The organism is Vibrio breoganii, from assembly GCF_001677275.1.
Classification (GTDB): Bacteria; Pseudomonadota; Gammaproteobacteria; order Enterobacterales; family Vibrionaceae; genus Vibrio; species Vibrio breoganii.
Genome location: NZ_CP016178.1, coordinates 1,113,717 through 1,125,704 on the forward strand (window position 1 = coordinate 1,113,717; position 11,988 = coordinate 1,125,704).

The 11,988-nt window shown below is 46.8% G+C and carries 11 protein-coding genes; 1 reads left to right on the forward strand and 10 read right to left on the reverse strand.

The features are described 5' to 3' along the window. Window positions 1-8: 8 nt before the first annotated feature. The 8 genes from A6E01_RS17805 to A6E01_RS17840 all read right to left on the reverse strand — a co-directional run bounded on the left by A6E01_RS17805 (window position 9) and on the right by A6E01_RS17840 (window position 6,989). Complete coding sequence (locus tag A6E01_RS17805; RefSeq protein WP_017029519.1) at window positions 9-1,010, reverse strand: bile acid:sodium symporter family protein; 1,002 nt, start codon at window positions 1,008-1,010, stop codon at window positions 9-11. Between the two features lie 21 nt (window positions 1,011-1,031). Beyond that, window positions 1,032-1,850: a MurR/RpiR family transcriptional regulator gene (locus A6E01_RS17810; protein WP_017029520.1), complete on the reverse strand. Its 819-nt coding sequence runs from the start codon at window positions 1,848-1,850 to the stop codon at window positions 1,032-1,034. Window positions 1,851-1,875: 25 nt separating this feature from the next. Next, complete coding sequence (locus A6E01_RS17815; RefSeq protein WP_017029521.1) at window positions 1,876-2,604, reverse strand: amino acid ABC transporter ATP-binding protein; 729 nt, start codon at window positions 2,602-2,604, stop codon at window positions 1,876-1,878. Next, a complete protein-coding gene (locus A6E01_RS17820) occupies window positions 2,591-3,241 on the reverse strand; it encodes an amino acid ABC transporter permease (RefSeq protein ID WP_017029522.1) in 651 nt (216 codons plus the stop codon). Before A6E01_RS17820 ends, A6E01_RS17815 begins: the two co-directional genes overlap by 14 nt. 12 nt (window positions 3,242-3,253) lie before the next feature. Further along, entirely contained in the window at window positions 3,254-3,922 is a 669-nt protein-coding gene (locus A6E01_RS17825) for an amino acid ABC transporter permease (RefSeq protein WP_065210898.1), read from the reverse strand. Window positions 3,923-3,936: 14 nt separating this feature from the next. After that, entirely contained in the window at window positions 3,937-4,728 is a 792-nt protein-coding gene (locus tag A6E01_RS17830; RefSeq protein WP_017029524.1) for a transporter substrate-binding domain-containing protein, read from the reverse strand. A gap of 478 nt (window positions 4,729-5,206) precedes the next feature. Continuing rightward, a complete protein-coding gene (locus tag A6E01_RS17835) occupies window positions 5,207-6,241 on the reverse strand; it encodes an IS110 family RNA-guided transposase (RefSeq protein ID WP_065210145.1) in 1,035 nt (344 codons plus the stop codon). Between the two features lie 232 nt (window positions 6,242-6,473). Further along, window positions 6,474-6,989 carry an NUDIX domain-containing protein gene (locus A6E01_RS17840; protein WP_065210899.1) on the reverse strand — a complete coding sequence of 172 codons (516 nt, stop codon included), beginning with the start codon at window positions 6,987-6,989 and terminating at the stop codon, window positions 6,474-6,476. Between the two features lie 316 nt (window positions 6,990-7,305). Here A6E01_RS17840 and A6E01_RS17845 point away from each other — a divergent pair, with 316 nt between their 5' ends. Then, complete coding sequence (locus tag A6E01_RS17845; protein ID WP_065210900.1) at window positions 7,306-8,676, forward strand: L-serine ammonia-lyase; 1,371 nt, start codon at window positions 7,306-7,308, stop codon at window positions 8,674-8,676. Window positions 8,677-9,000: 324 nt separating this feature from the next. Here the strand turns inward: A6E01_RS17845 and speB are convergent, their stop codons facing one another. Both speB and speA read right to left on the reverse strand, forming a co-directional pair. Next, complete coding sequence (gene speB, locus A6E01_RS17850; protein ID WP_065210901.1) at window positions 9,001-9,918, reverse strand: agmatinase; 918 nt, start codon at window positions 9,916-9,918, stop codon at window positions 9,001-9,003. Continuing rightward, window positions 9,919-11,829: an arginine decarboxylase gene (speA, locus tag A6E01_RS17855; protein ID WP_065211038.1), complete on the reverse strand. Its 1,911-nt coding sequence runs from the start codon at window positions 11,827-11,829 to the stop codon at window positions 9,919-9,921. Window positions 11,830-11,988: the final 159 nt, after the last annotated feature.

The following is an 11,988-nucleotide window of genomic DNA, read 5'->3' on the forward strand; positions in this document are numbered from 1 at the left end:
TGCCTCCATTACTTAGCCGCGATGGCAAGATCTTGTTCTGCACTCTTGGCATAGCGATTCGCCATTACTGCGCAGTAGAAGATCTGAATTGGGTGATAAAGCATGATAGGCAATAAAATCATGCCTAGAGACGGATCAGAGCCAAAGATAACCGCCGCCATAGGTACACCTGCGGCTAGGGTTTTCTTGGTACCGCAAAATACGGCGGCCACTTCATCTTCATGGCCGAAGGCACTCTTGCGCGCGCCCCACTGGAAGAAATGGATCATCACCATTAGCACTGCAACACAAACAGCAATAGTGGTTGCCAGCATAGCAATAGAGAAGGTGTGCCAGATGCCATTTGCTACCGAGTCACAAAACGCGTTATAGACAATCAGCAAGATGACGTATTTATCCACTTTGTTGACCACAGCTTTGTGCTTTTCAGCAAAAGCGAGCAGCAAAGGACGAGCCAGTTGACCCACTAGCATTGGCAGAAGCAACAGCTTGGCAATGGATATCACTGAGTCCATTAGGTTCAGCTGTGCACCTTCAAAGCCCATAAACAACTGAATGAGAAATGGCGTGATCAAGACGCCGATAATGCTGGACAAAGACGCGTTGAAGATAGCGCCAGGTACATTTCCTTTGCCCACGCTGGTCATGGCAACAGACGAGGAAACCGTGCTTGGTAATACGAATAGATAGCAGAAGCCAAACGCTAGGGCCGCAGGCATATAGGCTAGAAATAGGTCACCAAAGATCACCCATAGCAAAGGGTAAAAGATAAAGGTCGCGGATTGGATAAACAGGTGCAGACGCCAGTTACTCAAGCCCGCTTTGATAGCACTTGGCGCAAGACCCAGACCATGTAGAAAGAATACGATGGCAACACCAATGCCCGTCAGTTTATCAAGATGAATCGCTCCACCCGTTTTACCAAGATCTGGGGTTATGGTCGCCAGCGCAATGGCGAGTACCATGCCCACTAGAAACCATTCTTTTTTTAGCTTGCTTACTATGTTCATTATTGGGATTACTTCTCTAATTTATTCAAGTTCATCGAGCTGCGAGTAATGAGCGCTGACCTTACCGCTGACCTTGACCGCTTCCGCCCCTAAGTGGCGATATACCTTGTTCACTAGGTAGGAGATCAGGCTCATTGGCGCGGCATAGCTATCTAACGGATTTTGATTGTTCATATGGCAAATCAAGTAGTGAGAAACGCTAGGAATGTACTTCTGACCCGACTGGTCGGTGATAAGCAAGGTGTCATGCTCTGCCAGCAAATCTAAGATCTTGGAAAAGTGGTTCACGCGTCTGCGAATACCGATAACAATGACAAAATCCTCATCAGTGATAGAAGCAATATCCTCTCCGATGGTTTGCCCTGGCGTTGGCAACAATTCAACATTGCCACGGCACTGCATCAACTGTTGTCTAAAGTGCAGCGCCAATGGGTAACTATTGCGATAACCAATGATCTTTATGCGCTTTGCCGACGACAGCTTTTCGGTAAGGTCGGTTAAGTCCATTTCACCAAGCTGCGCCCACAGCTGTTCAAGGGAGAGAAGCTCTTGTTGCAGTTCTTTCTCTTCCACTGGCGCAGTAATCACTGGGGTGCCTTTATCACGCTCACTCAGTAATTCATTGCGTAGCGCTACATGGTCTTCATAACCCAACTTGCGAATAAACCGGCTGACACTGGCCTTGGACACCTCGCACGCTTCAGCAATCTCATTGGTCGACAGCATCAAGATTTTTTCAGGGTTGAGCTGTAGATAATCGGCTAAGCGACGATTATTCTTAGTCAGCTCTGAGTAGTGCCTAGTTATTCGTTCACTTAACGGATTACTAATGGGACTCATGAAACGCTCCTACAAAGAAAGTGATTTAGCGAACTGCAGACAAAAAGCCTTGTAGTTCAGGAGTTTGAGGATTGGCAAACACTTGGCTGCTTTCTCCTGTTTCCCAAACTTTACCTTCGTTCATAAACACTACTTTGTCACCCACATCGCGAGCAAAGTTCATTTCATGGGTCACCAAAATAAGGGTCATTCCTTCCGCTTTTAGCTGCTCTAAAACCTTGAGCACTTCTCCGACAAGCTCAGGATCCAGCGCCGATGTGATCTCGTCACAAAGCAAGACTTTTGGGTTCATGGCTAGCGAGCGAGCAATCGCCACACGCTGCTGCTGACCACCAGACAGGTTGCCAGGGTAAGCATCAAATTTGTCGGCAAGCCCTACCTTTTCTAGTAGCTCTTTGGCTATCTCACGGCACTCTTGCGGGCTTTTCTTTAACACAAGCTTTGGTGCAAGCATGACGTTTTCACCAACCGTCTTGTGCGGAAAAAGGTTAAAGCTTTGAAATACCATGCCAACGCTGCGGCTAAGCAGTCTCAGTTTGTAGTCGTCGTCTTCTACCGACTGGCTATCGACGATAATTACGCCTTCTTCGTAGGTCTCAAGACCATTCATGCAACGTAATAAGGTGCTTTTTCCTGAGCCACTGCGACCAATGATAGAGATAACTTCACCCGCATTGATCTTTAGGTCTACACCTTTTAATACGTGGTTTTCGCCATAGTATTTATGGACTTTTTCAACACTAACGAGTGACATGATTTTTACTCTCCAAGTAGCGAGCTAATAAAGACAAAGGAAAACAGATAACGAAGTAAAGCAGTGCTACAAAAGCAAACACCTTGAAGGGTTGAAAGGTCGCGTTGTTAAGCATGGTTCCAGCCTTGGTTAATTCTACAAAACCAATGATCGATGCCAGTGCTGTGCCCTTAACGATTTGAACTGAGAATCCAACGGTTGGGGCTATGGCCATGCGCATCGCCTGAGGTGCGATGATGTAGCGCATGCTCTGCAAGTAAGTCAAACCGAGCGTGCGGCACGCTTCCCATTGCCCCTTTGGTAAGGCGTCGATACATCCGCGCCAGATATCGTGAAAGAATGCACTACTAAATAGCGTCAAAGACAAAATAGCAGCAGACCAAGCACTGACTTCTATCCCTAGCAGAGACAAACCGAAAAAGGTCAGGAACAGCTGCATCAGTAGTGGCGTTCCTTGGAATATCTCCACATACACCTGAATGATTCGAGTAAAAACCACATTACGCGTGCTACGCAAGAAGGTCAGCAAGGCGCCTAATATGCCACCACCCACAAATGCGATAAGGGACAATAAAATGGTCCAGCGTGCTGCCATCAGTAGGTTGCGTAAAATATCCCAATCAGAAAATTGCATCATTGTTGGGCTCTCCTATAACGATGGGTTTTTGAAGCTTGCCTGCTTCACCATGGCAAACACTTGACGCATAAGCATGGATAACATCAAGTAAATCAAGGCAGTCACTAGGTACGCCTCAAAACTCAAGAAGCTGCGTGACTGAGCAAAGTTAGCTGCAAATGTCAGCTCTTCCACCGAAATCTGCGAGACAACCGCTGAGCCGAGCATCACTATGATGCATTGACTGGTAATCGCCGGATACACACGCTGATAAGCCGGTGGCAAGATAACGTGCATAAAGATTTGGCGATTGGTAAGACCCAATACTCTGCCTGCCTCCCATTGCCCCTTAGGTGCAGCCTCAATTCCGGCTCGTAGAATCTCAGCGCTGTAGGCGCCTAGGTTGATCACCATGGCAATACAACCCGCCTCCCATGCCGTGAGCTTTATGCCAATGGCTGGCAAGCCAAAGAAGATAAAGAACAGCTGCACAATAAATGGCGTATTTCGAATCACTTCTATGTAGCTGGCGCTAAGCAAACGCAGCCAGCGATATTTGTTTATCCGCCCTGCCGCGCATACTGTTCCCAGTAGCAGGCCACCTAACGTAGAAATGGTCGTTAGCTTAATGGTGGCCCAAGCTCCGGTAAGGAGCTGGGGCACATACGGAGCAAGACCTGCAATATCAAGTTGATAGCTCATCAATGGGTTCCTAATTAAGCGCCAAGTGAAGCTGGGAATGGCGCCTTAAGCCACTTCTGAGAGATATTCTCTAGCTCACCCTGTGATTTCGCTTGTTTGATAAGCACATTGATCTCATCCAATAGCTCAATGTCACCTTTCTTAATGCCGATGTAGCATGGAGAATCCTTCAGCATGAACTTAACTTGAGGCGCTTTGGTTGGGTTGCGATTAGCAATTTCTGTCACCACTAGGTTACCCGTTGCAATTAGGCTTACTTGGCCAGATAGGTAAGCTGATAGTGTCGCGTTGTTGTCTTCGTAGCGTTTTAGCGTTGTGCCCTTTGGCGCTAGCTTGCTCAGCTCGATGTCTTCAACAGAACCGCGTGTTACGCCTACCGTTTTACCCGCCAGCTCTTCTGGGGAAGATACGGTTTCAGCATCGCTACCAAACACACCAAGGAAGAAAGGTGCGTAGGCATCAGTGAAATCGATCGCTCTCTCACGCTCTGGGTTTTTACCCAGGCTTGAGATCACTAGGTCAACTTTACGCGTTTGCAGATAAGGAATACGGTTAGCACTGGTCACGGGTACCAACTCAAGTTTCACGTCCATCTGATCGGCCAAGTACTGCGCCATATCGATATCGTAACCCTGCGGCTGAAGATTAATATTCACCGACCCAAATGGAGGAAAGTCTTGCGGCACTGCCACCTTCAACACACCACTCTCTTTAATAGCGTCTAATTGGTTAGCACTAGCCACTTGTGCACTCAGCAGTAAAGAAGCGGTTAACACGGTTTTGATTACAGCCTTAAATACGTTCATATGGTATTTCCCTATAAAGAAATGAAACAATTGGAACAACTGATTAAGTTATTGCAACGAACGTGCCAAAAATTGAAAGTATCGATTGAGGCTAAGTAAATAAGGGCTTGAGGGTGTTTTTTGGTGAAGGTAGGTTTACAGAGATGAAACGGTAAGTGGTTTATTTGGTGCAATGCTTGCGCCATAAGGACGCAATGGGAGGGTTTTGAGTTGGAGTGTTGGGGTGCGCATTGTTGAGTTCGGTAGCACCTAAGATCCTTATATGGACCCCCTCGGTAAATCAACAAAGAATTTGGAAAACAAGTATAGATGCGCACTTATATACGGGCTTTATTGAGGAGCTACCTCGCCCTAAAATGTAGTCGCACCAGTAGGCTATTTCTCGATATCGGCAAGTCTACTGCCTCGAATCTTATCTAGCTCATACTGGTCGGTCTTACCTGTCTTACATCGCTCTTCGTTGACTATGCTCGGTCTATCATGACAATTTAATTGGCTGATAGTCCGAATCATTCTTTAATAAAGCATAAGCGGTTCGAACGGTTTTGTTCGCTAAAGCAATTGCAGCGATCTTTTTTCCTCGCCGTTCGACTAGCGCTTGTAACCACTGCTCTTTGTTTGTTGTCGCTGGACGGTTTAATACATGAGTGATAACGGAAAGCGCTCCTTGAAATAAAATTGAACGAAGTCGCTTATCCGCACTGTACTTAGATATATGTCCAATACGCTCTTTCCCGCCGGAACTGTTCTGTTTAGGTGTTAGCCCTATATTAGCGGATGCTTCTCGGCCATTAGAAAAGTTTTCACCTCGCCCTAATCGTAACGCTAACCCTAGCGCCCCTAACGGACCGACCCCTTCTAGCTTCATCAGCTTTTTGCAAATATGATGCGACTTAACCAAAGATTCGAGCTGCCTATCTAGTTCTTGCAAGTGTTCAATTTGGCACAATAAATGTGACCATGACCTGTGTAGCGCCGTTCTAAAACTATCAGGTAAAGAGTTATCAGCATCTTCTAGGATGAAAGGGATTTCCTTTCTTAACTTAGATAGGCCTTGCGGTAGAATAACTCCGAACTCAGCTAATACTCCTCGCATCTGGTTACTTTGTGCGACTAGTTGAACCTTAGCCAAGTGTCGCATACGCTCTAACGATTGAAGTGCCTGCTCCTCAGTTGAGTGAATATGAGTACCATGGATGTGCTCTTGCTGTGCTGCAACACCAATGGCTAAAGCATCATTCCTATCTGTCTTTTGCTTGGTTTGAAATGCTTTTACGGCTCTGGCGTTGATGACTTTTACAATGTGGCCTGCGCTAATTGCGAATCGAGCCCAGTAGTGTGCACTGCCACAGGCTTCCATAGCCACGAGGGCTTGTTTTTCATTTATCAGAATTTCTTTGAGTTTTGCTCGACTGACTTCGCGGTTGTAAATGACTTTTCCGTTAGGGCAGAGTTTGCAAACTTGGAATACATTCTTTGCTAAATCAATAGCTAATAGATTAGGCTTAGTCATGTATGGGCTCCTTTGGCTAATCTTTAGTCGGATTAAGACCGTAGCTCCTCAAGGAGAGGGAGTCCATACATCTAGATAGCTGCTCTGCAACTTCTAGGATGACGCCATGGAAGAGGCAACCTTAGGCTGAAAATGCTCAAAACACGTCATTCTGGAAAGCTCGAATGAGCTTATCCAGAATCTTAGAGAGCACCAGCTTAGATTAGACACCACTCAAAACCATCAGCACTAACTATTGAGCAAGGTGCGCCCTAAGCGCAGACACAGCCTGCTTGGTCGACTCAAACGCAAACCCATTTAAATCTATCTCGTCTAAAGGCATCCAACTCAGGCTTTCAACATCATCATCAGCAACAATGTGCGCCTCATCATCAAGAGTCACGATGAACACCATATCGCAGGTTGTGTAGACCACCTCTTTGTAGGGGTAAACATTGGGAAAGGAAGTAAGGTACTGAAATGACTTAGGCTCTACGCCAATCTCTTCTTTCAACTCACGATTAAGCGCCGTTTCCGCACTTTCATGAGGATCCACATATCCGCCCGGCAAGTCCCATAGCCCTTTACCCGGCTCACGTGAACGAGTCGCGACTAGTATCATGGTTTCTGAATCAGCGTTTTGTTTGATAACCGCAGCCATCACAGCAGCTGCCATGTTTTGGAAAAAAGTAAAGTCGCACTCACCACAGTGAAACTGATTTTTAATCGTGGCTAAGCTCTTAACTCCGCACTTAGGGCAGTAAAGCATTGTTGGATACCTAGAATAAATACATGAAATGCTGTCACTTTATTATTCATAGCAAGGGTTTACAATCTATCAAATGTTGCAAACCCATCGTTTCTGACTTCTTTTACTGACAATCTATTCACCTCACCTAGCTTCTTACTGTATATTCCGCTCACATCATAATAACTTCAATTGCTGAATCCCCATTCTGGGTAGTGATGCGTTTATGGTAGCTCAGTTGATGTACAGCTATGATTGAAGAGTAATACTTCAGAATTTGGCAGTGCTTCATACCCCTAACTGGCTTTTAGCCGTATTGTCGTAATAGGTAAAGAATATGTACTCAATTTTTGATATCTACAAAATAGGTGTCGGTCCTTCTAGCTCTCATACCAATGGTCCTATGCTTGCTGGGTATCACTTTACTCAACTTATTCAGCAGGATGTGGCGAAGGTAACGCGCATTCAGGTGGATTTGTATGGCTCGCTATCTCTAACGGGTAAAGGTCACCACACGGATCGTGCTTCGATTCTGGGCCTGCTTGGCAATCGTCCTGACACCATAAAGATCTCTAGTGCTAACGCTGAAATGCGCAATGCTATTAGTGACGGCAAAATGAATATTGCAGGTCACCACCTAATTGACTTTGATTACGACAAAGACATTCTGTTCCATACCGATAACCTGCCTCTGCATGAAAATGGTATGACTATCTCAGCTTTTGACGCTGCGGGCACACGTGTTGGTTTTGAAACTTACTACTCTATTGGTGGTGGTTTCATTGCCACAGAAGATGAGCTGCAACACGGTAAAAAGACCACAGATGTTTCGGTAGAATTTCCTTTCGCAAGTGCCGACGAGATGCTTGCACAAGCTGAGAAAAATGGCCTAAGCCTTGGTGGTATGGTACTTCGTAACGAACTGGCCTTCCAAGATACCGACGCTATCAATGCCAAAGCGGATCAGATTTGGAAGGTAATGCGTCTGTGTATGGAACGCGGTTTTGAAACTGAAGGCATCCTAGATGGCGGACTCAACGTAACGCGTCGCGCACCTAACTTGCTAAAGAAACTAGAAGCAAATGCCTTGGTTGAAAACGACCCAATGGAGATCTTAGATTGGATCAACCTGTTTGCCTTTGCTGTGAGTGAAGAGAACGCGGCAGGTGGTCAGGTAGTTACCTCGCCAACCAATGGCGCGGCTGGCGTTATTCCTGCAGTGCTTATGTACTACAACCGCTTTATCAAAGAGCTGGATACTAAGCAGCTTAAAGACTTTATGGCGGTTTCTGGTGCTATCGGTATTTTGTACAAGACTAATGCCTCTATCTCAGGTGCTGAAGTAGGCTGTCAGGGTGAAGTAGGTGTTTCTTCATCAATGGCCGCTGCCGGTTTAACAGCGTTACGCGGTGGCAGTAACGAGCAGATCTGTATTGCAGCAGAAATTGCAATGGAGCACTCGCTAGGCATGACCTGCGACCCAATCGGCGGACTGGTTCAGGTACCATGTATTGAGCGTAACGCTATGGGCGCGATGAAGGCGATCAATGCTTCTCGCATGGCCCTTAAGCGCTCTAGTAAGTGTTTGATCTCATTAGATGATGTTATCGATACCATGTATCAGACGGGTAAGGATATGAACAAGAAATATCGTGAAACGTCGCTGGGTGGTTTGGCGATGATTCACCTTGCTCCGCCGTGTGAGTAATCGCTTCACTGCGTGTTGCAGTGGTTCTGGGTTCTGGGTTCTGGGATTGAAGCAGATGCCCGACCAGAGTGCTGGCCCAGAAAACACTTCGGGCATGACGTTGGTTTAGCCTTGTCATGACTCCACTACCTTCGTCATCTTCGAGCGCTCCTATCGAAGATCTAAGCTCTTGCTTGGACAAATTTTTGCTTCCTTTTTCGACCTATAGCGAAAAAGGAAGTCGCCGGGCAAGGCGAAACCAATACCCAACGATAGATCCATAATCAAAAAAAAGGGAAAGCCCTAAGGTTTTCCCTTTCCCATAAACAATGCAATCAATACAACTTAACGATTAGACGCCCAAGCGTACATCAACTCCAGCGCCACTGTTGCTCCTGCCAGAGCCGTCAGGTCTGCATGGTCGTATGCAGGAGAAACCTCCACCACATCCATACCCACAATATTTACCCCAGCCAAGCCGCGTAGAATCTTTAGCACCTTGTCTGAGTTTAGTCCGCCACACACGGGCGTTCCTGTGCCTGGTGCGAATGCTGGATCTAAGCAGTCAATATCGAAGGTAACGTACACTGGCTTATCGCCAATTACCTTGCGGATTTGAGCCACAATCTCATCAGCACTTTGATCATTGGCCTGCATCGCATTGATGACAGTAAAGCCGTGATCTTGCTGCTCATACTCTGTACGAATGCCGATCTGCACTGAGTGCTCAGAAGAGATCAGGCCTTCGTTCGGCGCATGATAAAACATGGTGCCGTGATCATACGCACTGCCATGGGCATAAGTATCCGTATGAGCATCAAAGTGAATCAATGCCATCTCACCATAGTGCTTGGTGTATGCACGCAGTATTGGCAAGGTAATAAAGTGATCGCCACCTAATGCCAGCATGGTTTTGCCACTTTTTAGGATTTCATCGGTAGCGGCTTCTAAGCGAGCGGTAAAGCCTTCTGCATCACCGCTGTCGAATACCAAATCACCTGCATCAATCACCTTTGCGCGATCAAATACGTTAAAATCCCACGGGAACTTTTTTCCTTCCCATGCAAGGTTGACCGAAGCTCTGCGTATCGCATCAGGCCCCATACGTGCTCCGGGTCTGCCTGAGGTAGCTAGATCGAGCGGCACTCCAAGTACCACGAGATCAGCGTCTGCAGACACGGGATCTCGCAGGTAAGGTCTACGCATAAAACTCATAGAGTTTGAGTAAAGCGAATAATCAGTTTTAGTAAACAAATCATCCATTTAGAAATCCTCTAAGTAGGTGTAACCCATTAGGCCACCTTCTAATTCTTCTAATACCTGCTGTTGCTCATCAGCGTGTACGCGTTGGGCGACTAAGTCACGATAGTTGTCGCGGATCTTGTCCACATCGATATGAACATAGCGCATCATGTCTTCAACGCTATCCCCTTCATCGATGCGCTCAATGATCGATTCTCCGTGCTCATTAACCGTTACAACCGCGCTGTGCGTATCGCCAAACAGGTTGTGCATGTCACCCAAGATCTCTTGATACGCTCCCACTAAGAAAAAGCCCATCAAGTAAGGTTTGTCCTTGTCCCAAGCCGGTACTGGTAAGGTTTTCTCAATGCCCTGTCCTTCAACGTACTGCTCAATTGCACCGTCCGAGTCACAAGTAATGTCCAACATCACCGCGCGGCGATCTTCCACGTTCTCAAGCCCTGATAGAGGCAGAACAGGGAACACCTGATCAATCCCCCACGCATCCGGTAGAGATTGGAATAGCGAGAAGTTAACAAAGAACTTATCCGCTAAACGCTCGCTCAACTCATCCAAAATTGGACGATGGAAGCGGTTTTTGTTGCTCATCTGACGGCTCAATTCGAAATAGATTCGAAGTGAAAGCTGCTCAGCCCAAGCTCGTTGCTCTAGGTTTAAAACCCCTGTTGCAAACTGAGAATGGACCTCAGCCAAGTCACTCTGAGTATCGTTGTAGATCTCGATTAAAGCACGCGCGTCACTGCCATCCTGTAGGCTTTCCCAGTTACGCCACATGTTTTGCAGTAGCGTTGGAGCAAGTTGCTGTGGAGCATCAACCGCTTCAGGGTAGTACGCTTCAGTGCCAATCACGTTGGTAATCAATACCGCATGATGAGCCGTTAGTGAGCGACCAGATTCTGAGATAATTGTCGGAACTGGTTGCTCATACTGCTGACATACATCGCCTACCGTACTCACAATGTTGCGCGCGTACTCAATCAAGCCATAGTTCATCGAGCTAGAAGACTGGCTGCGTGTACCATCATAGTCCACTGCCAAGCCGCCTCCGATATCGAAGTACTGGATACCTGCGCCCATAGCTCGTAATTCACAGTAAAAACGAGCTGACTCATTCACACCGTTGCGAATATCACGGATATTTGCCATCTGTGAACCAAGGTGGAAGTGAACCAGTTGCAATGCATCTAGCTGGCCTTCTTTCTTCAAGCGCTCGATAACCGAAAGCACTTGAGACGCCGCCAAGCCAAATTTAGATTTCTCGCCACCGCTTGATTGCCACTTACCTGCACCTTGGGATGCAAGGCGAATGCGAAGACCAAGACGAGGCGTTACACCTAAGTCTTTGGCTTCTTTAAGCACTAGGTCTAGCTCAGATAGCTTCTCAAGTACGATGAAAACCTTATGTCCTAGCTTCTCGCCAATCAGTGCTAAGCGGATGTACTCACGGTCTTTGTAGCCGTTACATACAATCACAGAACTCGCTTTTTGCGCCAAGGCCAATACCGCGAGTAACTCAGGCTTACTGCCCGCTTCTAGCCCCAACTGCTTGGTTTCAAGCTGTGCTTGGCTCTCTAGGATCTCGTCGACCACTTCTTTTTGCTGGTTTACCTTGATTGGGTAGACCAACAAGTAATTATTTGGGTATTGGTACTCGGCTATGGCTTGGTTGAACGCCTGACAAATACCATGCACACGCTGATGTAAGATTTGAGGAAACCTTACTAGAACAGGCAAGTTAAGTTGTTTTTGCTCTAATTGAGAAACAATATTACTCAACGGTACTTGGTGTGCGTTGTCGCTGCGCGGTGATACATACACCTCACCTTGATTGTCGATACCGTAGAAGCCTTGGCTCCAGTAATGAACGTTGTAATCCGCGCGAACACGGTCAAGTTTAGAAAGTTTTTCCACGTCAAATCTCACAAAGACAAGAGGAAGGACAAATGACTCAGAAGAACCTGAAGCCAAAACTAACACGGGTTCATTCGGTTTCGTTTCACCGCCGTGTGGGGCGCATTAACGGATAAAATGGGGTTGGAGTCTAACAAAAGGATTTTGTCGTGAGGATAA

Bases quoted from the DNA above. Each gene is read 5' to 3' on its own strand.
- A6E01_RS17820 (WP_017029522.1), bottom strand. From the start codon at position 3,241: ATGATGCAATTTTCTGATTGGGATATTTTACGCAACCTACTGATGGCA.
- A6E01_RS17835 (WP_065210145.1), bottom strand. From the start codon at position 6,241: ATGACTAAGCCTAATCTATTAGCTATTGATTTAGCAAAGAATGTATTC.
- A6E01_RS17840 (WP_065210899.1), bottom strand. From the start codon at position 6,989: ATGCTTTACTGCCCTAAGTGCGGAGTTAAGAGCTTAGCCACGATTAAA.
- A6E01_RS17845 (WP_065210900.1), top strand. From the start codon at position 7,306: ATGTACTCAATTTTTGATATCTACAAAATAGGTGTCGGTCCTTCTAGC.
- A6E01_RS17830 (WP_017029524.1), bottom strand. From the start codon at position 4,728: ATGAACGTATTTAAGGCTGTAATCAAAACCGTGTTAACCGCTTCTTTA.
- speB (WP_065210901.1), bottom strand. From the start codon at position 9,918: ATGGATGATTTGTTTACTAAAACTGATTATTCGCTTTACTCAAACTCT.
- A6E01_RS17805 (WP_017029519.1), bottom strand. From the start codon at position 1,010: ATGAACATAGTAAGCAAGCTAAAAAAAGAATGGTTTCTAGTGGGCATG.
- A6E01_RS17810 (WP_017029520.1), bottom strand. From the start codon at position 1,850: ATGAGTCCCATTAGTAATCCGTTAAGTGAACGAATAACTAGGCACTAC.
- A6E01_RS17815 (WP_017029521.1), bottom strand. From the start codon at position 2,604: ATGTCACTCGTTAGTGTTGAAAAAGTCCATAAATACTATGGCGAAAAC.
- A6E01_RS17825 (WP_065210898.1), bottom strand. From the start codon at position 3,922: ATGAGCTATCAACTTGATATTGCAGGTCTTGCTCCGTATGTGCCCCAG.